Here is a 21847-nt window from a genome sequence, read left to right as displayed (position 1 = left end):
GGGTAATGCCTGCCGGTTATGCCGTCGCGGGACGGCGACGGCCGCGGTTCGGAAAGAGGTTTTCCTACTTTGGTCGGGCGATCGCCACACTTTCGCCGGTGCACTCGCCTCCGCGCGAGTCATATCGTGGACTTTCGTGGAGTTGGAACTGAAGCATTTGCGCCACCTCCAGGCGATCGCGAAAGCGGGCAGCCTCAACCGCGCCGCGGTCGAACTGGTGCTGCCGCAGCCCGCGCTCAGCCGCGAACTGCGCAGGATCGAGGAGCTGCTCGGCCGGTCGCTGTTCGAGCGCGCCCGCGCCGGGGTGCGGCCCACGCCGTTCGGGCGGCTGATCCTCGACTACGCGGACGGGATCCTCGCGCGCACCGCCCGGATCGGGCCCGCTCTCGCGCAGCAGGGCGCCCAGCGGGCGGGCGCGCTGCGGGTCGGCTGGTCGGAAACCCCGCTGTCCGGCCCGTTGCTCCGCGCGCTGGAGACGGCCGGGCTCGGCGACCGGGCGGAGATCCGGACCGCCGAGTCGACCGCGGAGATGATCGGCTGGTTCGGCCGCGGCGAACTCGACCTCGCCGTGCTGTCCGAGCAGTGCGAGGTGCCGCTGCCGGCCAACACCGGCCGGATCGACCTCGCCGAGGACCCGCTGCTGATGATGCTCCCGGACTGGCATCCGCTCGCCGCCCGGCACGCGGTGGACCTGGCCGAACTGGAACACGAGCGGTGGATCTCCTCGACCGGGCCGGACCGCTGCCGCGAGTTCCTGGCCCGGGTCTGCGGCCCGTACGGGTTCGCCCCGGTGATCGCCCACCACGTGCCGGTTTCCGGCCCCCGCGACGAGATCGTCCGCTACCAGGGCGACGTGACGCTCATCCAGGCCTCCCGCCCGCTGGCCGAGGGGGTGGTGCACCGGCCGGTCCCCGAGCTGCGGATGCGGACCAGCCATTTCCTGCTGTACCGCGAGGACGGCCCGGCCGCCTCGCGGGCGGGCCTGCTGGCCGGCCTGGTCCTCGACGCCTATCACGACGACCGCGGCGCCTGCGACGGCCCGCGCGCGATTCCGAAAGAACTGCCGTGGCTGACCGCCCGGACGAGCTGATCCGCCCGGACATCGAACTGCGGCAGCTGAAACTGGTGGTCGCGATCGCCGAGGCGGGCAGCGTGGCCGCCGCGGCGGCCGTGCTCGGCAGCACCCCGGCCAAGCTCGCGCTGCGGATCAGGCGGCTGGAGCGGATGATCGGCGCCGAACTGCTGGCCGCCGGACCGGCCGGGAAGCTGTTCACCGAAACCGGCGAACTCCTGCTCGAACACGCTTCGGCCGTGGTGCCGCAGTTCGACCGGATGCTGACCGCCGCTCGCGCCCGCCTTCAGCGCTCCGCCGCGCAGATCCGGATCGGCTCGGTGCCGACGCCCGTGCTGCCGAGGCTGATCCGCGAGGTGGGCGGCCGCAATCCCGGAGCCGAACTGGCGGTCCGGACCGGCGAATCGGCCGAGGAGCTGGCCGGAGCGCTGCTTCGCGACGAGCTGGACCTCGGCGTGCTGCGGCAGGACGCCGTGCGGGAACACAGTGCCCTCGAATGGGTATCGGTAGCCACGGAACCGCTTGTGGTCGGCATTCCTCCCGGACACCCGCTGGGCGTTCCGGATTCGCTCACTCCGGCCGCGCTGTCCGGCCAGCGATGCGTTCTTCTCGACCAGGCGGTTCAGCCCCGGACGCGCGCGCTGCTCGCCGCCTTCGCCGACGCCGGCGCCGATCCGCGGCTCTGCTACGCCGAGAGCGACTGGGCGGCGTTGTGTCTCGGTTACGGCACCGGAATCCTGACCGTGACAGCTCCGCCGACGGCACCGATGCCGGACACCGCATATCGGCCGCTGCACTGCGCGGCCACGAATTCGACTCTTGTGCTCGCCTGGGCGCGGGACGGGCCGTTCGTCGGCTGCATCCCCCAATTCCGCGCGGCGGTGACGCGCGCGCACGCCGAGTACCTCCGCGCGCTCGTGACCCTGCCGTAAACGCGTAAGGGCCGTTGGGGAGAAACGGATTCTCCCCAACGGCCCTCACTCAGCGCGTCAGCCGATGCGGTAGCTGTACGGCAGAGTCGCCAGCACCTCACCGGTTCCGACCTGCGGCAGACCGGTCACGCCGGTCGGCAGCGAAGGCACGGTCACGATGTTCAAGTGCCCGGCCACCTTGTCGCCGCGGTTGCCCGACGGCGTGATCGTCACCAGGACGGTCGCGGTCTCGCCCGGCTTCACCAGCTGCGGCGTGCCGCCGGTGCCGTTCGGGTCCACCGACTGGCCGTACGGGTCGCCGGTCGACGACGTCACCGAGCCGTCGAAGCCCGCGGTCTGGATCGACGCCGTGTAGCTGGAATGCCCGGCGGGCGCGCCTTCCGGACCGAACGGGCCGATCTCCTGCACGTCGGCGAACCAGACGCCCTTGGTGACGTACCCGGTCTTCTCGCCGATCGTCGCGACCGACACCGTGCTTCCGTTCTGCGCGGACTTCAGGTCCCCGAGCACGTCGACGCCCGCCGCCGAGCCCTGGATCTCCGCCTGCGCGGGCACGGTCGAGGACGTCGCGACGGTGAACTTGCTCGTCTCCGGCGGAATCGAGTACACCGGCGCGTTCGCGTTCAGCTCCGGCAGATCGACCTCCGTCGAGCCCTGGATCGGCTGCGGCTGCAGCGTTTGCCGGGCGTTCGTGCGCGCGTCGACGCCGATGGCGATCGGCTCGACTCCGGTGTTGCGCACCGTCACCGGCACGGTCACCGCCTTGCCCGCGGCGAGCGACGCGGACTGCGGCAGTGCGGGCGCACTGGCCGAGACCTGGTCGAAGCCGACGGTTCCGGTGAACGGCTGGTCGATCTGCTTGCCTGTCACCGGGTTCTGCACGACGAGCACCAGGTGCCAGCGGCCCGGCAGCGGATTCGCGTCGACGAGCTGCAATCCGGTGCCCTGCCCCAGCGTCGTGGCCGAGGTGAGGAAGGCGTTGCTGTTCACGTCGGCGAGTTCGCCGTTCGGGTCGACCAGGACGCCGTCGAGCAGCGTGCCCGGATCCTGCAGCTTCACCGCGACGTCGAGGTCCCGCTTGCCGCGCGGCACATCGAATTCGTAGGAGAAGGTCTGCGCGGGCGACACGGCGCGGGCGTTGCCGCCGGTGATCGTGCCGCTGAAGGCTCCGGGGCCGTTCTTCGTCGGGATCAGCGCGCGCAGCACGGCCGACACGGAGGTCTGGTGGCCGTCGGAGCTGCCGAAGGTGATCGAGTAGTCCGCGTCGCCGCCGCTGCCCGGGGTCTGCAGCGAGACGTGCACCGGCTTCGTCTGGCCCGGCTTGAGCTCCAGGATCTGCGGCGACACCTGGCCGTACGGAACGGTCCGCTGCGCGGTGGTCGCCAGCTGGACGTCACCGGTGTAACCGGCCGGTCCGGACGCCGAGTACAGCACCGCGGTCCACGTGCCCGCGACCGGCCGCGTGACGTCGACGTTGGCGTAGTTCGCCGTCGCGGCCCCGCCCTGCGGACGGCTGTTGGCGACGAAAGTGCCGTCCGGTGCGAGCAGCGTCAGCCGGACCACCGGGGTGACCGACTGGCCGTTGACCGTCTTCGGGCTGCCCTGCCACGCCATCCGCGCCAGCAGCCGCTGCGCGCCGTTCGGCACGGAGAACGTGACCTTCTTGTACGCCCAGTTGGTGCCGTTGAAATACGGGAAGGTCGGCAGCTTCGCGGAGTCGAACGCGGTGGTCTGCGTCTGCGTGCCGATCGGGGCGAACGTCCGCGTGCCGGTGCTGACCGTCAGCGGCTTGGTGCCCGAGTTGGTGACGTTCACCGACGCCTGCTGCGTGCTGCCCGGCGCGCCTTCCAGTGTCAGCTGGTCAGCCGACAGCGAGATGTTCGACGCGACTCCCGCCGGTGCCCCAGTCGAACCCGGGGCGGTGAGCGCCGCTTCGACCGCCGCGCGGGCGTCGAGAAGGCCAGCGCCCTGTTCGTCGGCCGGGAGGTTGAGGTCGCGCGCGGTGCTGGTGATGATCTGCTTCACCTGCGCGGGCGTCGGCGACGCGCCGTGGTGCGCGTTGCGGTAACTCTGGATCACCAGCGCGGCGACCCCCGCGGTCAGCGGGGCGGATTCACTGGTGCCGCCGAACGATTCGAGGTCGGTCGGCTGCGGGACGGTGTTGAAGTTGCGGCATTCCGAGTACGCCGGAGCGCAGTCGGCCCAGTTGCCCTCGCCGGGCGCGACGAGGTCGATGGTGCGGCCGTTCTGCGTGATGCCGGACGAGGACAGCGCGGAGATGTTGTCGCTCACCCATTTCCCGTTGGAGAACGGGAAAGCCGCGTAGCCGGTCTGCGCGTACAGCCGGTTGTCGGTGGTCGCGCCGGTGGAGATCACCAGCGGGTCGGTGGCCGGGCTGCCGATCGTGGACGTGGTGCCCGCGTCGCCGCTGGAGGCGGTCACCGTCACGCCCGCGGCCACTGCCTGGTCGTTGAAGACCTGGAACAGGTTGCGGGAGCTGGAATCCGGGTACTGGTTGAGGCCGAGCGACTCGTTGATCACGTCGACGTGGTCGACGGTCACCGCGTAGTCGATCGCCTGCAGCACCGCGGAGTTCGTCGCGGTCTTGCCGAAAACGTTCAGGCCGACCAGGCTCGCGCCCGGCGCGACGCCCTTGACGACGATGGTGCAACCCGCCGGGAGCGGGTGCTTCTCGTTCACGAACTTCGACAGGTCGTGCACCACGACGCCCTGCGCGGCGATCGAGGAGGCGTCGCCGAAGGCCTCGGCGCCCGCGTCGGTCGTGTTCGGACCGTCCCCGGAGAAGTCCTGGTAGTCCGAGAACACGTGGCTGCCGTCGGGACGGATGAAGTCCGCGTAGTTCGGGTCCATGTTGTCGGCGAGGAACGCGACCTTCACGCCGGCTCCGTTGGCCAGGTCGGACGCGCTCTTCCCGCCGTTGGTGCTGTACGCGCGGATCGACGTCAGCGCTTCGGGCTCCAGCAACGGTTTCGCCGGGTCGGCCGGGCAGGTCGCGTTCGGCATGGCCTGCGCGGCGGCCGGTCCGCCTGCCTTCGGCGCGGCGGCCGGCGCGCTCGGTTTGGCGTCCGGCAGCGTCACTTTGCTGTCCGGCAGCACCTGTGCGACAGCTGGGTCGTGCGCGAGCTGTGCGGCCTGCGCGGGCGTGACGGTCGCGGAGAAGGCGTTGCCCAGAGCGAAGTGCTTGACCTTGGCCGGTGCCGCGCCGGCGAGCTTGCTCAGCACCGAGTCCTGTTCTTGGGTCGCTTTGGCGCGGCGAGTGTCCGAGGCCGCCTTCGTGGGCGGCGCGCTCGGCAACTGGTCGGAGAGGACGACGATCACCGATTGCGGCGTCGTGTCGGCCGTCGTCGCGGCTGGCGCGGCAGCCTGCGCCGGCTGGGTGACCCCGGCCAGCACCAGACTGCCGGTCGCGGCTATGACCAGGGCGCGAACGGATCGCGAGGAACGCCCCATGTGCAGTTCCCACTTCCTGCTAGAAGGGTTCGTGAGTTACCGGCCCCGACGAAATCGGGCGCACTCGTGCCGCGCTCGATTTCCCGATGACAGAACTCTTTCCGACTCCCGCACGATCCACAAGAGACAATAGTGGGAAACAAATCCGGCAAACGGGACCGAATTTCCGCGCGGTCGCGCATTCGGTCCCGTTTGCCGGAATCGGGGTCAGGGCTGGGGCAGGTGCCGGCGCGAGTGTCGGGTCACCACAAGGGTTCCCGTGATGGCGACCAGTGCCACGCAGGCGAGCAGCACCGGGTAGCCCGCTACTCCGTTCAGGGCGGCTAAAATTGACGGCAGGAGGAATCCGACGTACGCCAGCGCGTAGTACACGCCGGTGATTTCCGCGATTTCGCCCGGCCGCGCGAGGCGTTGCAATTCCAGCAGTCCGGACACGACGACGATGCCGTAAGCGGTTCCCAGCACGACCGCCGCGCCGAGTGCGATCCACGGCGATTCCTGTGCCGCGGCGAACACGCTCAGGACAAGTCCGGCGCACAGCACCGTCATTCCGGTGACCAGGGCCCGCGCGCTGGTCGCGCGGTCGACCCGCTTGGCGATCGGCTGAATCCCGACGCCCGCGCCGATCGCGCACACGGTGAGCAAGGTGGAGTAGGCCAGCGCCCACGATCCCGTCTGGTGCTCGACGAGCTGCGGCAGGATCGCGTACGCCACCCCGCACGAACCGAAAATCCACGGCGCCGCGGGCAGGATCACGCGGCGGAACCGCGGATGCCGGGCGGTAGCGGGAAGTGCGGCACGGACCGAAGCCGTCCGGACAGTAAGCGTTTCCGGACTGCGCGTGACCGCGGCCAGCGAGATCAGCGCGAGTCCCATGTGGACCAGGTAGGGGAGGACCATCGGCCACGGCCCCCATTGCGCGAGTACTCCGGCGACACCGGGGCCGATGCCGAGCCCGAGCGTGAGACACAGCGCCGCGCGGCGGGTACCGAGGTCGGCCGCGCTGTACGGGTCGGCGTCGGCGAGTTCCTTGATCCAGGTGGACCCCACGGCCATCGCGACCGCGACCGCGACGCCGGCGAGGAACCGGCCGGCGGCGATCCACGCCACGCCGAGCGGTCCGAGTGCCAGCAGCAGGCTCGCCAGCAGCGACAGCACGGTGCCGGCGAACATCACCGGACGGCGACCGTACCGATTGGACAGTCCGCCGGACAGCAGCAGCCCGGGCACGAGGCCGACGACGTACGCGCCAAGCAAGGCGTCGACGGTGAACGCGGAGTAGCCCGCGGCGTGGTACATCACTAGCAGCGGGGTGAACTGATTGCCGCCCCAGCCGCACGCGAACACCGCGGCGGCGGCTGGGAACCAGGCCGGGCGGGTGGTCGTTTCGGGCAGGGGAGCGCGGTCAGCGGTAGTGGTCATCGACGGTGCACCGAATCCAGGTGTGCTCGCAGGGCCGGGGCGAAGGTGTCGGCCTTCGTCTCGGCCTCCGCGATGATGTTCAGGAGCTCTTCGTGCTCGCCGACGACCTGCGGCAGACGGGCCGGGATCGGCGCGAGCGCGTGGACGTTCATCCGGCGCTGCCGGTCGGCGAGTGTGGTGTAGAAGCTGAGCAGCAACGTATTGCCGCCCGCCGCGACGATCGTGCGGTGAAACAGCTCGTCGGCTTCGGCGAACGCGGGTACGTCACCTGCTTCCGCGTGCCCGCGCTGGGTTTCCAGCACCGTACGCAGCTGCTCGAGCGCGTCCGGGATCAGCTCCGGACGGCGGCCCAGCCGGTGTACTGCGGCGCTTTCCACGGCTTCTCGGGCTTCGAGTACGTCTTCGGCTTCGCCGGGGGTGATCGGCACGACGATCGCGCCGCGCTTCGGGATGAGGTTGAGCAGTCCTTCGACCTGCAGCCGCAGGAACGCCTCGCGCACCGGAGTCCGGCTCACCCCGAGACGCTCGGCGATCTCGCCCTCGCTGAACAGGTGGCCGCCGGGCAGTTCGCCGGTGAGGATCAGCTCCTTGGTGAGCTGGTAGGCGCGGTCGGCGGCGGGTTTCACGGCGTTCACGGCTGCGACGCTAACATGCATCCCAGCTTGTATCTAAGGTGTTGTGACCTGCGGCTCAGTGTTCTGTCGGGGCTCTGTGCCATGCTCCGGGGGTGCGATTGCTCCTCGATGCCCGGCCCACTGTCCAGCAAGCCGTCGACGCGGTCCGCGCCGCTCTCGCCGGCGGCCTCGACCCGGACCAGGACCCGCCGCGGTCCGTCGTCCCCGTGCCCACCGGGCAGTTTCTGCTCATGCCCGCGTTCTGGGACCGCTACGCCGGGGTCAAGGTCGCGTCCGTCGCGCCGGGCAACCCCGCGCGGGGCTTGCCGCGGATCCAAGGCCACTACCTGCTGATGGACGGCCCGACGCTCACCCCGATGGCACTCCTGGACGGCGTCGCGCTCACGTCGGTGCGCACCGCGGCCGTCTCCGCGGTGGCGGCGGACCTGCTCGCGGTGCCGGACGCGGAACGCCTGGTGGTGTTCGGGACCGGCCCGCAGGCGGAGAGTCACATCGAGGCTTTCCGGGCGGTCCGGCCGGTGCGCGAGGTGGTCGTGGTCGGCCGGAATCCGGAGCGTACGCAAGCCTTTGCCGCGCAGTACCCGTTCGCACGAGTGGGGACGCCGGACGACGTGGCCTCGGCTGATCTGATCGTGTGCTGCACCTCGTCGCGGACTCCGGTGTTCGACTGCGCGAAAGTTCCCGAACACGCCACCGTGGTGGCTGTCGGTTCGCACGAGCCAGAAGCGCGAGAAGTCGACGATGTCCTGATTGGACGGTCCACAGTGGTCGTTGAGGCGATCAGCGCGGCGACCCGCGAGGCGGGGGATGTAATGCTGGCACTGGAATCCGGTGCCCTCGCGGCGGATGATCTTGTCTCGCTCGCAGCGTTGGCTCGGGGGCATTCGGTGCCTTCGGGGCCCCGGGTGTTCAAGAGCGTCGGGATGGCTTGGGAGGACCTGGTGGTCGCTGCGGCCGCGTACGAAGCTGCCGAGTGACCGGAATTGTCGGTGGGGGCGGATAGCCTGGACTCCTTCGACGGCGAGGGGAGACTGGGATGTCCGAGGAGCTGACCACCGCGGAACTGTTCGACGCGATCGGCGCCAGATACGAGGAGGCGTTCGGCCACCGGCCGGTGGTGGACGCGGCAGTGCGGGAGTTGATCGAGGTGCTGCCGCCGTCCGCGCGGGTGCTCGACATCGGCAGCGGAACCGGCCGCCCCGCCGCGGCGGACCTCGCCGCCGCCGGACACCGGGTGACCGGGATCGACGTGTCGGCGGAGATGGTGCGGATCGCCCGCGAACAGGTGCCCGGAGCCGAGTTCCGGCAGGCTGACGTGCGGGAATGGGAGACGGCGCCGGGGACGTGGGACGCGGTGTGCGCGTTCTTCTCGTTCGTGCAGCTTTCCCGGGCCGAAACCGAGCAGGTCCTCGGCCGGATCGCGGGCTGGCTGGTGCCGGGCGGAAGGTTCGCACTGGTGACAGTGCCCGCCGACATCGAGGATCTGCCGATCGAGTTCCTCGGTCACTCGATCCGGGTCACGAGCTTCTCCGCGGACGCCCTGACCGACCGGATCCGCGCGGCCGGGTTCGAGGTGACCGGCACCCGGACGGAGACGTTCGCCCCGGACAAACCCGGCGCGGAGCCGGAGGAACACCTGCTGATCTCGGCCCGCAAGCCCGCTTGAGAGGGGTGGGAAAAGCGCGGCGGACCACCGGATCGTGAAATAAGTTCGGCGGCGCACAGGAAAGCGGGGCGGCATTTCCGCGCTGCCGGGTGAACACGCCGGAAACTGCGCGGAAAATACCGCCCCGCCCACTCGATGCGGCTGGTTCTCTGGCCGACCGAATGAATCCCCGCCGCGACGGGCCGATCACCGGATCAACGCGGTTCGCTCACCGCAGCCGATTCGCACTGCCCGCGGCGGACGATTCGTGCGTTGCCGGGGTCAGCCGCGTGCTCGTCTGCGGTGGACGGTTGGCGCGTTGTCCGGGTGAGCCGATTCGTGCTGCCCGCGGCGGCCGGTCCGTGCGTTGCCCGGGGCAGCCGATTCGCGCTGCCCGCGGCGGCAGGTTCGTGCGCTGTCCGAGTCAGCCGATTCGCGCTCGTTTGCTGCGGCCGATCGAGGCTCCTGACTCGCGATGTTCGTTCGCCACGCCCGGTTCGCGCATCTGCCAGCCAAGCAGCTGGGGTGCGGTTTGCTTGCCGCACCGCCTGCCTGGCTGCCTCTGCGCGACTGATCTGCGCAGTCGGCCGCAGTTGCCTACGTGCACGGTTTGCTTGCCGCGCCGCCTGCTTGGCTGCCCCTGCGCGACCGATCTCCGCGGCTGGCCGCGGTTGTCGACGTGCACGGTGTGCTCGCCGGGCCGCCTGCTTGGCTGCCTCTCCGCGACCGATCTCCACGGCTGGCCGCGGTTGCCTACGTGCACGGTTTGCTTGCCGCAGCTGACCTGTGGACTGCTCATGGCAGCTGATGCGCGCGATTCGCTTGCCGTGGCTGTTTCTCGCGGCTCCTGACTTGCGCAGTTCGCTTGCCACAGAAGGTTTCCACAGCTCACCGCGGCGGCCGATGTGCACGGCTCGTTGGCCGCAGTTGATTCGCGAGGCCGCTCGCGGAGGCGTTCGGCGCGGGGGCTCAGGCCGGAACAGCCCTCGCTACTGCTGGTTGCCCCACTGCTGCTCGCCCTGCTGGCCGCCCTGCTCGAAACCCTGCTGCTGACCGCCTTGCTGCTCGCCCTGGCCGAACCCGCCCTGCTGGCCGCCTTGGTCGAAGCCGCCCTGACCGCCCTGGCCGAAGCCGCCTTGCTGGCCGCCTTGGTCGAAGCCGCCCTGACCGCCCTGGCCGAAGCCGCCTTGCTGGCCGCCTTGGTCGAAACCGCCTTGCTGGCCGCCCTGGCCGCCCTGACCGAAATCGCCCTGCTGGCCGCCCTGGTCAAAACCGCCCTGCTGCTGCCCGCCGCCCTGTTCCTGGCCGCCCTGGCCGCCGCCGAAGTGTTCCTTCACCTTGTCCGCGCCTTGGCGGATCTGGTCGCCGTGCTTGCCGCCGGTTTTCTCGTCGGCGAATTCGGCGACCTTGTCGATACCCTCGCCGACCTTGTCCTGGTTGTTGCCCGCGAATTCCTGGATCTTGTCCTTGGCCTGGTCGAAAAAGCTCATCGAAAATCCCTCCTTGATCTATTCGTGACACATGGATACCAGCCGGGTACCCGGCTGACGCGGCGGCGAGACGCCAGTCCCCGGTTCGGGTGAGGTGCGGCGCCGGTTCTGCCCGGGTCGGGGCACGGGTGGGTTACCCCACACGCCGGGATGCGGCCCGCACCGGCCGGTAGGGTCGCCGCGGCAGGGGCACCGGAGCCGAGGAGGACATGTGGCGGGACCGTTGAGCGGGCTGAAAGTCGTCGAACTGGCCGGGATCGGGCCGGGGCCGCACGCTTGCATGGTGCTCGCCGACCTGGGCGCGGACGTCGTCCGGGTGGAACGGCCCTCCGGCTCGCTCGACCTCAGCGGCGGCAAACCGGACCCGCTGCTGCGCGGCCGCCGCTCGGTCGCGGCGGACCTCAAGACCCCCGAAGGCCGCGAACTCGTGCTGCGGCTCGCGGCGAAGGCGGACGTGCTGATCGAAGGCCTGCGCCCGGGCGTCACCGAACGGCTCGGCGTCGGCCCGGACGACTGTTTCGCGTGCAATCCCCGCCTGGTCTACGGCCGGATGACCGGCTGGGGGCAAGACGGCCCCCTCGCCCAGCGCGCCGGCCACGACATCAACTACCTCGGCCTCACCGGCGTGCTGCACGCGATCGGCCGCGCGGGCGAACGTCCGGTGCCGCCGCTCAACCTGGTCGGCGACTTCGGCGGCGGGTCGATGTTCCTGATCGCGGGCGTGCTCGCGGCGCTGTGGGAATGCGGCCGGACCGGCCGCGGCCAGGTCGTGGACGCGGCGATGGTCGACGGCGCGAACGTGCTGTCCCAGATGATGTGGGCCTTGCGCGGCCTGGGTTCGTGGTCCGACGAACGCGGCACGAACCTCCTGGACGGCGGCGCGCCGTTCTACGACACGTACGTCTGCGCGGACGGCCGTTACGTCGCGGTGGGTTCTCTCGAACCGCAGTTCTACGCGGCTCTCCTGAACGGCCTCGGCCTCGCCGCGGAAGACCTGCCGCCGCAACTGGACCGCGACGGCTGGCCCACGCTCCGCGCCACCTTCACGCGCGCCTTCCTCAGCCGCACCCGCGACGAATGGGCCGAGGTATTCGACGGCACCGACGCGTGCGTCACGCCGGTCCTCGCTCCCGACGAGGCGCCCAAGCACCCGCACATCGCCGCGCGGTCAGGCCTGATCACGGTGGACGGCATCATCCAGCCCGCTCCGGCGCCGCGGTTTTCGCGCAGCACAACGGATGTGCCGTCGCCGCCGCCGGTCCCCGGCGCGGACACGGAGAAGGTCCTCGCCGATTGGGGCGCTTAGTTCCGCGGTCGGCCCCACGTCCCGGTTCCGACTGGCATCCCGACAGCCACGCGTCCCGGTTCCGGCTGGCATCCGGACGGTGCCCGCGCGAGGAGCAGCTTGTGCGGCGGCGATGCCGGGGTGCCTAGCCCCGCAGCCGCACCGGCAAGCTCACGTGCCCGTTCGTGATGAACGACGGCACCGGCTCCAGCTGGTCCCCGGGCAGCGCCAGCGCCAAATCCGGGAACCGCTCGAACAGCGCGGGCAGCCCGAGTTCCGCTTCCATCCGGGCGAGCTGCGCGCCGAGGCAATAGTGCACGCCATGCCCGAACGCGAGGGCTGATTTGTCCTTCCGGGACAGGTCGAACTCGTTCGCGTCCGGCCCGTGGTGGTTCTCGTCGCGACCGGCGGGGCCGAAGGACGCGAGAATCGGGTCGCCCGCGTGGATGGTCGCGCCCTCGACCTCGATGTCCTCCCGCGCGAATCGCAGCGGCAGGTGCGAAAGCGGGGCTTGCCAGCGCAAAGTCTCGTCCACGACGTCAGACCAGGTGCGCGTTCCCTCCAGCACCGCCCGCAGCTGCGCGGGATGCGTCAGCAGCGCGGTCACGGCCTGGTCGAGCAGGTTGACCGTCGTCTCGTGACCGGCGGTGATCACCAGGATCAGCGTGTCCACCAGTTCCGCTTCGCTGAGCCGGGAGCCGTCCGCGTCGCGGGCGGTGATGAGCGCGGTGGCGAGGTCGTCGCCCGGCTCGGCGCGCCGTTGTTCGACGAGGTCGGCGAGAATTCCGTACAGCAGTTCGACGTTCGCGGTCGCTTCTTCCGAAGTCGCCGACGTCGCGAAGATCCCGGCCACCGCGGTGCGCAGGCCAAGCCGCGCTTGTTCGGGGACGCCGACCAGCCGGCAGATCACCTCGATCGGCAGCCGGTAGCAGTACCGGTCGCGCAGGTCGGTTTCCGCCGGTCCCGCTTCGAGACCGGCGAGCAGGCCGTCGACGATTTCGGCGACCACCGGGCGCAGCGCGGCGATCCTGCCGGGCGCGAAAGCCTTCGACACCAACGAACGCAGCCGGCGGTGTTCGTCGCCGTAGGCGGTGAACATGTTCCGCACCGAAACCCAGATGTTCAGCGACCAGTCGGAGGTGATCTCGCCGTCCCGGTAGGCGGGCCAGTGCCGCCGGGCGTCCTTCGATACCCGAGGGTCGGCGAGCAGGCTGCGCAGCAGCGGCAGGCTGGTGACCGACCAGGCGAGCACGCCGCCGGGCAGTTCGACCACGGTCAGCGGTCCGCGGGCGCGAAGCCGGGCGCCCTCGCCGTGCACGTCCGGTGCCGCCGGGTCCAGCACGAAGGGGGTGACGGCATGGTCCATGGGGCGCTCCTCGCGGCCCGATGGTCCACAATGGACTGACGATGGGGGAGGTGTCCGTTGCGGCCACCGGGTCCGCGGCAAGGGTAGCGCGGGCAAGGATCGTTCTGTCCGGCTTGAGGGGTGGTCCGGACCAGGCCGGAGAAGGGGTTGACGTCAGCCGTCGGCGCGCTTGCGGTGCAGCGAGAACCGTTCGAACACCGACAGCTCGCCGGTCGGCTTGTTCACGTTGTAATAGGTCACGTGCATGGTCGTCGTGCCGCCCGGACGGTGCCCGGGGTCCACCGTGAACGCGGCGAATCCGTAAGGGTGGTCGAGGTCGCGCACCGCGCTCCACACCGCTTTTTCGCGCACGTAGGTAGGTTTCCGCTTGCCGGTGGCCGGATCCCGCTTGTCCGCCACGGCGGTCAGCACCTTTCCGGTGCCGTCCTTGAAGAAACTGCCGTTGGTGGTGCCGGAGACGCCGCCGCCGCCGAGAATCATGTGCACGGTGCCGTGCGTGGCGTCGATGTTGTCGGTCGCGTCGGACACCGGGTTCGGCGTGAGCGTCTCGCTTTCCGCGACGACGCCGTGCACGGCGAGGGAGCGTTCGTAGTCGTGCTCGTGCCCGCACAGCACCAGGTCGACGCCGTAGCGGTCGAACAGCGGGCCGTACTTCTCCCGAAGGCCCAGGTCGGCGCCGTTCGCGTCGGACGTGCTGATCATGACCTGATGCATCGCGACGACGATCCAGTCCACGTCGCGCGACGCCCGCGCCGCGGCCAGTTCCTTCTCCAGCCAGGCGAGCTGCCGTCCGCCGGAGTAGCCGTTGACGTAGACGTCGCCGCCGTCCTGCAGACAGTTGTCGTCGTTCTGCAGCACAATCACCCGGACCGAACCGACGGTGAAGCCGTACCAGAGACCGGCGAGTTCCGGGTCGGTTTCGGTGGAGGGCAGCTGGAAGTACGCCTGGTAGGCGTCCATCCCGATCGCCCCGTTGCGCTTCTCGATCTCGTGGTTGCCCGCGGCGGGCATCCACGGCCGGTACCGCGCCGAACGGGTGTTGTTGGTGAAGAAGTTGTTCCAGGTGCGCACACGGTCGACGTCGAGGTTGGCGTAGCAGAGGTCGCCGTTGAGCAGGTGAAACAGCGGAGCGACGGTCTCGATGCCGGTGACGATGTCCTTCGTGGCCGGAGTGGAGAAGAAGTCGAGCGCGGGCGCGCCTTTGAGATCCCAGGTGACCTGCGGCGCGGACTGGTCGCCAAAGCTGGTGAAGGTGAACGCGGACCTCCCGCCGGGTGCGGTGCGGAACGTGCCCGCGTCGGGCGTCGCGCCGTCGTGCTGGGCGACGTAGAGGTACTCGGTGTTCGGGCACAGGCGGTTGATCTCGGCGTGGTGCACCCAGACTGTGCGGTTGGAAGCGCCGTCGAGGTAGGTGCGGGTGACCGCGGGCGCATACGAGCCGAAGCCGTCGTCGAGCGTGCCGTAGAGGACGCGCGGACGGCGGACCGGGCCGTCGGTGAGCCACGAGACCACCATCTGCCGCGCGGGATCGCGGCCGAACGTGAGATGCAGACCCTGCACCGGTGTCGCGCCGCCGCCCGGGGCCGGAGCGAGCGGAGCGGCACTTGCCGTACCAGTGCCGAGCAGTGGTACGGCAGCGCTCGCGCCCATGATGCCCAATGCTCCTCGACGGCTGACGGCGTTCGACATGGCGGTCTCCTTCGGCTCCCGGCGGAAGCCGAAGCTATGCTCGCCGCGCGGCCCGCCGATGAACGCGAGCTGTCCGGGGCGTGAAGTGTCCTTCCCAGCGGATCCGGTTCGTTCCCTTTGCCGGGAAACGGTTTCCGGACTGTCCGAAGTGGATTCTCCCGGCTCAGCCTGATCGATTCAGAACTCTTCTGCTAGCCTCCGCTGTGACGTGCGGCTCGCCGTGGTGCCGCGTTGCTGCCGGAGCGCTTCACGGAGCGTGCGCGAGTGCTTCGGCTCGAACCTCCGAGGAGCGTTATGACAGGCATCGTCCGGGTCCGGGGCCGTGAGGTGCTCGACAGCCGGGGCAACCCGACGGTCGAGGTCGACGTGGTGCTGGCGGACGGGTCGGCGGGCAGGGCGGCGGTGCCGTCCGGGGCCTCCACCGGCACGCGCGAGGCCGTCGAACTGCGGGACGGCGACGCGAAGCGGTTCCACGGCAAGGGCGTGCGCAAGGCGGTCGACGCGGTGAACGGCGAGATCGCCGACGCCGTGGTCGGGATGGAGGCCGAAGCGCAGGCTGACGTCGACCGCGCCCTGATCGCCCTCGACGGCACCGAGAACAAGGCTCGCCTCGGCGCGAACGCGACGCTCGGGGTCTCGCTGGCGGTGGCGAAGGCGGCCGCCGCGGCGAACACGCTGCCGCTGTACCGGTATGTCGGCGGGGTGTACGCGCACCTGCTGCCAATGCCGATGATGAACATCATCAACGGCGGCGCGCACGCGGACAACCCGATCGACTTCCAGGAGTTCATGATCGGCCCGGTCGGCGCCTCGACCTTCGCCGAGGCCGTCCGGATGGGCTCGGAGGTGTTCCACACGCTGCGGAAATCGCTGCACGAGGCGGGACACAACACGAACGTCGGCGACGAGGGCGGGTTCGCCCCGCAGCTGGGGTCGGCCGACGAGGCGCTCGAGTTCGTGGTCCGCGCGATCGAGAAGACCGGGTACGAGCCGGGCAAGGACATCGCGCTGCTGCTGGACCCGGCGGCGTCGGAGTTCTACCGCGACGGTGTTTACGACTACACCGGCGAGGGCCGCAAGCGCAGCATCGAGGAACACGTCGCGTACCTGACCGAGCTGACCGAGCGCTTCCCGATCGTCTCGATCGAGGACGGCCTGGCCCAGGACGACTACGCCGGCTGGAAGCAGCTGACCGACGGCATCGGCGACCGCGTCCAGCTCGTCGGCGACGACCTGTTCTGCACGAACGTCGAGATCCTGCGCGACGGCATCAAGCGCGGCATCGCCAACTCGATCCTCATCAAGGTCAACCAGATCGGCACCCTGACCGAGACGCTGTCCGCGGTCGACACCGCGCACAAGGCGGGCTACTCGGCGGTCATGTCGCACCGTTCGGGCGAAACCGAAGACACCACCATCGCCGACCTCGCGGTGGCGACCGGATGCGGCCAGATCAAGACGGGTTCGCTGTCGCGGTCCGACCGCACGGCCAAGTACAACCAGCTGATCCGCATCGAGGAGGAGCTGGGCACCGAGGCTCGCTACGCGGGCTGGGACACGCTCCGCTGAGCTTGGCGGCCCGGGCTTTTTCTTGCCCGGGCCGCCTTTCTTTACTTCTTCGCCCTGAGGAACATCGCCGCGGCGGTGAAGGCCGCGCTGACCCAGAACGCCGCGCGCGCATGCGTCGCGTCCACGACCACGGCCCCCGCCACCGCGGGCCCGACCACCGCGCCGAGGTTGAACGCCGTGGTCGCGATCGCGCCAGCCACCCGGGGCGCGTCATCGCTCGCGGCAGTGACGATCGCGGCGATCAACGCGGACCCGACGCCGAACGCCATCGCCCCGGTGAGCAATGCGGCTGTCAGGAGCCCCGGAAGGCTCTGCGCCGCGAAGAACGCCGCCACCCACACGGCGGTCAGCACCGCCGCGCCCGCTTTGAGGATCTTCGGCCCCGCCTTGCCGGCGACCGTGACGCCGACGAACGACCCCACCCCGAACACCGCCAGCACGACGGGAACCCACGCCGTCAGCGGGGTCATCGTGCCGAGGTAGGTGAACGCGGCGAACGTCCCGCCGTTGACGAGAATCCCCTTGACCACAGTCGTTGCCACGCGGGGCTGGGTCAGGACCCGCCACTCGCGATACACCGGGCTGGTCGCCGGCGGATCGTCGAACGAGGTCGTGGAGAGTGCCGCGGCGGCCACCGCGGTGATCGCGGCGATGGCCCAGAACGCGGCCTGCCACCCGGCGTACTGCCCGAGCACCGTCCCGGCCGGGACGCCGACGATGCACGCGAGCGTGACGCCGGACAGCAGCACGGAAGTCGCCCGCCCGACGGTTTCCGGCGGGACGAGCGAGGGCAAAGAGGCGAGTGCCACCGCGAGGAACCCGGCGTTGGAGAACGCCGCGAGAGCGCGGGTGACGAGCAGGAGAGGGAAGTCGGTGGTGAGGGCGGCCGTGACGTGTGCTGCGCAGAAAAGCCCGAGGAAGGCGAGGAGCGCCAGCTTGCGCGGCAACTTGCTGCCGAGCATCGCCAGGACGGGCGCCCCGAGGACCATTCCGGCGGCGAAGAGGGACGTCAGCAGCCCGGCGGTGCCAAGGGAAACGCCGGTGGCGGCGGCGATTTGGGGGAGCAGGCCGGAGAGGACGAATTCGGACGTGCCTTGCGTGAAGACCGCGCTGGCGAGGAGGAACAAGATGGGAGGCAAGACTCGACTCCGGATGGTTGGTGGCGTCGGTGGGACGCCCGGGATGGGACGGTTTTTGGGGGCGGAGTGGGTGCTTTGGGGGTGCGGGCGTGCGGCGGCGTGTGGCCTTGCGCCTGCCTGCCTGCGGCACCTGCGCCTGCGTGATTCTGTGGCGGGTGCCGTCAGCGCACGTGCGTCGGCAGCGCGGTGGCGTGTGCCTGCTTGCGGCACTTCCGCCTGCGTGCGGCGGCGGCCGGTCGCTTTCGGCGGGCGTGCGTTGGCAACGCGTTGGCGTGTGCCCGCCTGCGGTACTTGTGCCTGCGTGCGTCGGTGGTGGGTTGCCTTAGGCGCGCGTGCGTCGGCAGCGCGGTGGCGTGTGCATGCCTGTGGCACTTGCGCCTGCGTGCGTCAGCGGTGGGTTGCCTTGTGCCTGCGGCAGTCGCGCGTTGCCTGCCTGCGGCAGCGCGTGGCCATGCCCCTCCGCGCGTTGGCTGTGGGTCGCCTTCGGCGCGTGCGTCGGCAGCGCGTTGGCGTGTGCCTGCGTGCGTCGGCCGTGGGTTGGCTTGGGCGCTTGCGCCGGGCGGGCGTGGCTGCCGTGGACGGACTTAGTCCGAACACGGCGGAGCCAAGCACGCTTTGCCCGCAGTCCTGCGGCGGCGCTGAGGCTTTGCTCCGGTGCGGCTGCGCCGAAAAAGCCGTGTTGCTGGCTCCGCTGCGGTGACTACACCGGTCGCTGGCGTTGTCGTGACGCGGATGGGCAGCCCAGCGACACCACGGCGGTGAGCATGCTTTGCCAATGACGCTGCAGGCTTCGCCGTGGCGTGTCGGCTAACGGCTGCCTGTGGCGTCAGGCTTCACCACGACGTGCCCTTGCCCAGGCTTCGCGTTGTCTGGCCAAACCTTGCCGTTGGCGCGGTCCCTTGTGCACGGTGGCTGATCGGCTGTGCGCGAAGCTGCCCGAGGCGCAGTTGATAACTCAACCGCGCATTTCTGAAGCTTCCGCCGGTCAGCCCGGCCCGAGAGCACACTCCCGGCACCCGTCACTCCGCCGCCCAGCTTGCGGCCGGGCGGCTACCGTCTGTTGGCCTCCGGCGACGTCATATCCCGGACTTTACCTTGCCGCGCTCAGGGAGTCGCGTGCGATATGTCCGGCTGGTCGTTCCGCGCGGGTGTCGGAACCCGGATCGGCTGAGCCCGGGTGTGGCAGGGCGGTGCGGTTTTCATCGGCCGCTGGAGGATTCCGATCGGTTGGCTCCCAGAGCGCACGTCCCGTCCAGCGGCGGGAGCTGTTGAGTCAGGTACAGGGCGGCGGGCTCGTCGCTGAAGATGTTTCCTGCGTGCGGCGGAGCGCGCGTTCGGTTCTGCGGCGGGATCAGTTGAGTGCGGCACTAGGCGGCGGGTTCGTCGGCGAGGGATGTTCTCCTGCGGTGTCGGAGTGCGCGTTCGGCTCTGCAGCGGGGTTAGCCGAGTTCGGCACTGGGCGGCGGGTTCGTCGGTGAAGGATGGTTTCCTGCGGGTGCCGGGGCGGCGCATTCGGCCCGGTGCCGGGATCAGGCGTGTGCGGTGATCTCGTCGGCGAAGGACGTCACCCTCGTGTACATCCCGGGTTTGCCTGGCTTTCCGCATCCGTCGCCGTAGGAGACGATGCCGACCACTGTGTCGCCGACTATCAAGGGGCCTCCGGAGTCTCCTTTGCAGGCGTCGATGCCGCCGTTGGGGTGACCGGCGCAGAGCATGCTCGTTGCTGAGTATTCCGGGTAGGCGGTGCGGCAGGTGGCGTCGTCGGCTAGGGGGACAGTGGCTTGACGCAGGTAGTCCGAGCGGTCGCCGCCGTCGGCGATTCGGCCCCAGCCCAGGACTGTGGCGCTGGTGCCGGCGGGGTAGCGGCTTGGGTCGCGGGCCAGGTCGGCGGTGCGGTAGGGGAGCGAGCCGCGGACGGTCAGGACGGCGATGTCCGAACCTTGTTGCGGCGTGTGGAAATCCGGGTGTTGCCAGGCGGCGGACACTGCTCGGACGACACCGTCTCGGGTGCGTTTGTCTTCTCGGCCGGCTACGACGCTGAGCTCGCCGGTCGGGACGGTGGCGGCGCAGTGTGCGGCGGTCGCGACCGCGGTGCGGCTGACGATGACGCCGCCGCAGAACTGGGTTCCGTGACTGTCCACTAAGTACACTGCGTACGGATGTTTTTCCAGGGAAGCTTTTTCGTCGCCGATGATGGCTGGAGCGGCTTGGGCGGATGTGCTCAGGGTGATGGCGAGCAAGACGATGGTGGCGATGAGTGCGAATCGGCGTGGCATGGCGGACCCCCTCGGCTGCGGTAGCGCACGTTAACCACTTTAACCGGCGGTTGAGCGGAAAACCGTCGCTGAACCGGGTGGAAACCGCGGGGGTCCGGATCCGGACCCCCGCGGCGGATGAGGGGGAGAAGCTGGGGAAAGTCTTTTCGTGCAAGGGGTTCGCGAGCAGAGTCGCGGAAGAAGGCCTGCGGTGGACGGGGGAGTGGGCGACTCGCATTCGGAACGGCCGGGCGAGGGGGCGGAGAAGGCTCAGGGAAGCGGAATTCGGAGGTGCGGCCCGCGGGAGAAGAGGACTACGGTGGAAAACTAGGCGGGGGAAGAGGTTTTCGAGCGGAATCTCGGGGGCTGGGTGGGGAACGTGGTTTTCGAGCGGAACCCCCGGGGTGAAACTTGGCGGCGGGGAACTGCTCCAGAGCAGAGTTCCCGATCAGAACCTGTGGGAAGTCGGACCAGTCGCATCAGCCGGACCCGTCGCATCGGCCGGACTGGCCGGATCAGCCGGGCTAGCCGGACCAGTCGCATCAGCTGCATCAGCCGGATTTCGCGGCCAAACCGCAGGGGTTGCCGATGAGAACCCCCACCGGCAACCCCGAACGCCTCAGCAGAGCGGTGCGACAGGACCGTCCGAACCGGTCTTCACGTACGTGTCCGAAATGTAGTGCCCGGGCCCGATCCGGTCCCAGATCTTGCTGGTCCCGAACTTCCCGGTCACGCTGTCCCCGTTGACGTAGCACTCGATGTTCACCTTGGCGTAGTTCGCCGCCAGGCCCTTCACCGGCGAGGACGTGTGCGCGCCCGACCGCACGTTCACCGGGTCGCCCGCTGTCTGCACGAGGCCGGTGGCCGCGGCGGAACCCGTCCAGAGGAACGTCACCTTCACGTTCCCGTTGTCGCCCAGCCCGACCCCCGAGCCGAAAGTGCCGTCGGCCAGGTCGATGCCGGCGGGGTTGCCGACTTTGTACCCCAGGTCGTCCCGGCCGCCGTTGTAGCCGTTGTGGTAGGCGGCGTAGGCCTCGGGCTGGCCCTGCGGCAGGTCCTTGTACTCCGCGCGCACCGAGGACGGGTTCCAGTAGTCGTCCTTGGTGTTCCACGGGCCGACGTCCCAGACCGGCGCGTATTCGCAGCGGCTGTTGTCCGTCTTGCACACTCGCACGCTGTAGTTGCCGGTTCCCTTGGGCGACAAGGCTTTACCGGACGGCAGCGCGACGAAGTGGTCGTTGCTCGCGATGACGTGGCCGTTCGCGGTGGTGTGGCCGGCGAGGCCTTCGCGGGTGGCGTAAACGGTGTAGGTGAGCGGGGTGGCGGCGGCGGCGTTCGCCTGCGGGGCCAGCGAGCCGGTCAGTTCGACGTCGCGCACGGTGGGGCGGGCGATGGTGGTGCTGGACAGTGCGATTCTGGTCTGCACGACGCTCACCGCGCGGGGGAGTGCGGTTCCGGCGGGGGTCCATTCCGTCCAGTCGTCGGCGCCGGAGCGGCCGCGGACGTCGACTTCCACAGAGGTGCCCTGTGGTGCGTCGGCGGAGATTTCGGCGGCCACCCGGTTCACCGGCGCGGGCAGGCGGCGTTCGGCGGAGAGCAGGTAGCCCTCGCTGCCCGCGGCCTGGTCGGCGGGTCTCCACGCGGGATCCCGCAGCGTGAGCGTGCCGCTCGACGTGGCGACGTTGACGTCGTCACCGTCCACTGAGGACAGATCGGCGCGCCAGGCGCCGGAAGCCTCGGCGGCGCTCACGGGTGCCGCGACCGCGGTGACCGCCCCCGCGGCGAGCAGCGCGGCGACCGTGCGCCGGACCATCACATTCCCGACCACGACGGATCTCCCTTCACTCGTCCGAATCGAACTGCCAAAGTGTCGGAGG

The 21847-nt window shown here is 70.0% G+C and carries 15 protein-coding genes; 6 read left to right on the top strand and 9 right to left on the bottom strand.

Annotated elements, in window-relative coordinates; genetic code table 11:
• Positions 1-136: 136 nt before the first annotated feature.
• Positions 137-1090, top strand: a complete 954-nt coding sequence (locus tag ACZ7SW_RS27830) for a LysR family transcriptional regulator (protein WP_470233308.1) — start codon at positions 137-139, stop codon at positions 1088-1090.
• On the top strand, positions 1066-2004 hold the full coding sequence (locus ACZ7SW_RS27825; RefSeq protein WP_470233307.1) for a LysR family substrate-binding domain-containing protein: 939 nt from the start codon (positions 1066-1068) through the stop codon (positions 2002-2004). The genes ACZ7SW_RS27830 and ACZ7SW_RS27825 overlap by 25 nt, the downstream gene beginning before the upstream one ends.
• A gap of 57 nt (positions 2005-2061) precedes the next feature.
• On the opposite strand, the gene ACZ7SW_RS27820 is transcribed toward ACZ7SW_RS27825, so the two are convergent.
• The 3 genes from ACZ7SW_RS27820 to ACZ7SW_RS27810 form a co-directional block, all read right to left on the bottom strand.
• Positions 2062-5475: a S8 family serine peptidase gene (locus ACZ7SW_RS27820; RefSeq protein WP_470233306.1), complete on the bottom strand. Its 3414-nt coding sequence runs from the start codon at positions 5473-5475 to the stop codon at positions 2062-2064.
• Between the two features lie 207 nt (positions 5476-5682).
• Complete coding sequence (locus ACZ7SW_RS27815; RefSeq protein WP_470233305.1) at positions 5683-6897, bottom strand: MFS transporter; 1215 nt, start codon at positions 6895-6897, stop codon at positions 5683-5685.
• A complete protein-coding gene (locus tag ACZ7SW_RS27810) occupies positions 6894-7532 on the bottom strand; it encodes a GntR family transcriptional regulator (RefSeq protein WP_470233304.1) in 639 nt (212 codons plus the stop codon). Before ACZ7SW_RS27810 ends, ACZ7SW_RS27815 begins: the two co-directional genes overlap by 4 nt.
• 92 nt (positions 7533-7624) lie before the next feature.
• Between ACZ7SW_RS27810 and ACZ7SW_RS27805 the strand changes: the two genes are divergently transcribed.
• Positions 7625-8509, top strand: a complete 885-nt coding sequence (locus ACZ7SW_RS27805) for an ornithine cyclodeaminase family protein (protein ID WP_470233303.1) — start codon at positions 7625-7627, stop codon at positions 8507-8509.
• Between the two features lie 59 nt (positions 8510-8568).
• The gene (locus ACZ7SW_RS27800; RefSeq protein WP_470233302.1) at positions 8569-9198 is read left to right on the top strand and encodes a class I SAM-dependent DNA methyltransferase; all 630 of its coding nucleotides are present in this window, start codon (positions 8569-8571) and stop codon (positions 9196-9198) included.
• Positions 9199-10166: 968 nt separating this feature from the next.
• Here the strand turns inward: ACZ7SW_RS27800 and ACZ7SW_RS27795 are convergent.
• Complete coding sequence (locus ACZ7SW_RS27795; protein ID WP_470233301.1) at positions 10167-10667, bottom strand: antitoxin; 501 nt, start codon at positions 10665-10667, stop codon at positions 10167-10169.
• 211 nt (positions 10668-10878) lie between these two features.
• Between ACZ7SW_RS27795 and ACZ7SW_RS27790 the strand changes: the two genes are divergently transcribed.
• A complete protein-coding gene (locus tag ACZ7SW_RS27790; protein WP_470233300.1) occupies positions 10879-11973 on the top strand; it encodes a CaiB/BaiF CoA transferase family protein in 1095 nt (364 codons plus the stop codon).
• 124 nt (positions 11974-12097) lie between these two features.
• Here ACZ7SW_RS27790 and ACZ7SW_RS27785 read toward each other — a convergent pair whose 3' ends face one another.
• Both ACZ7SW_RS27785 and ACZ7SW_RS27780 read right to left on the bottom strand, forming a co-directional pair.
• The gene (locus ACZ7SW_RS27785) at positions 12098-13318 is read right to left on the bottom strand and encodes a cytochrome P450 family protein (protein ID WP_470233299.1); all 1221 of its coding nucleotides are present in this window, start codon (positions 13316-13318) and stop codon (positions 12098-12100) included.
• A 153-nt stretch (positions 13319-13471) separates the two neighbouring features.
• Positions 13472-15007, bottom strand: coding sequence for a purple acid phosphatase family protein (locus tag ACZ7SW_RS27780; RefSeq protein WP_470233298.1), 1536 nt, complete (start codon positions 15005-15007; stop codon positions 13472-13474).
• Between the two features lie 294 nt (positions 15008-15301).
• On the opposite strand from ACZ7SW_RS27780, the gene eno reads away from it, so the two are divergent.
• Positions 15302-16576: a phosphopyruvate hydratase gene (eno, locus tag ACZ7SW_RS27775; protein WP_470233297.1), complete on the top strand. Its 1275-nt coding sequence runs from the start codon at positions 15302-15304 to the stop codon at positions 16574-16576.
• A gap of 41 nt (positions 16577-16617) precedes the next feature.
• Here the strand turns inward: eno and ACZ7SW_RS27770 are convergent, their stop codons facing one another.
• From ACZ7SW_RS27770 to ACZ7SW_RS27760, 3 genes are all read right to left on the bottom strand, one after another.
• Positions 16618-17715, bottom strand: coding sequence for an MFS transporter (locus ACZ7SW_RS27770; protein ID WP_470233296.1), 1098 nt, complete (start codon positions 17713-17715; stop codon positions 16618-16620).
• Positions 17716-19244: 1529 nt separating this feature from the next.
• Positions 19245-19991, bottom strand: a complete 747-nt coding sequence (locus ACZ7SW_RS27765) for a S1 family peptidase (protein WP_470233295.1) — start codon at positions 19989-19991, stop codon at positions 19245-19247.
• 598 nt (positions 19992-20589) lie between these two features.
• A complete protein-coding gene (locus ACZ7SW_RS27760; RefSeq protein WP_470233294.1) occupies positions 20590-21798 on the bottom strand; it encodes a hypothetical protein in 1209 nt (402 codons plus the stop codon).
• Positions 21799-21847 lie beyond the last annotated feature (49 nt).

Source organism: Amycolatopsis sp. NPDC114484 (genome assembly GCF_055633755.1).
This window is presented reverse-complemented; position numbering and strand designations above follow the sequence as displayed.

Excerpts from the sequence above, each read along its gene's own strand:
- ACZ7SW_RS27820 (WP_470233306.1), bottom strand. The coding sequence starts at position 5,475 with ATGGGGCGTTCCTCGCGATCCGTTCGCGCCCTGGTCATAGCCGCGACC.
- ACZ7SW_RS27815 (WP_470233305.1), bottom strand. The coding sequence starts at position 6,897 with ATGACCACTACCGCTGACCGCGCTCCCCTGCCCGAAACGACCACCCGC.
- ACZ7SW_RS27800 (WP_470233302.1), top strand. The coding sequence starts at position 8,569 with ATGTCCGAGGAGCTGACCACCGCGGAACTGTTCGACGCGATCGGCGCC.
- ACZ7SW_RS27795 (WP_470233301.1), bottom strand. The coding sequence starts at position 10,667 with ATGAGCTTTTTCGACCAGGCCAAGGACAAGATCCAGGAATTCGCGGGC.
- ACZ7SW_RS27785 (WP_470233299.1), bottom strand. The coding sequence starts at position 13,318 with ATGGACCATGCCGTCACCCCCTTCGTGCTGGACCCGGCGGCACCGGAC.
- ACZ7SW_RS27780 (WP_470233298.1), bottom strand. The coding sequence starts at position 15,007 with ATGTCGAACGCCGTCAGCCGTCGAGGAGCATTGGGCATCATGGGCGCG.
- eno (WP_470233297.1), top strand. The coding sequence starts at position 15,302 with ATGACAGGCATCGTCCGGGTCCGGGGCCGTGAGGTGCTCGACAGCCGG.
- ACZ7SW_RS27765 (WP_470233295.1), bottom strand. The coding sequence starts at position 19,991 with ATGCCACGCCGATTCGCACTCATCGCCACCATCGTCTTGCTCGCCATC.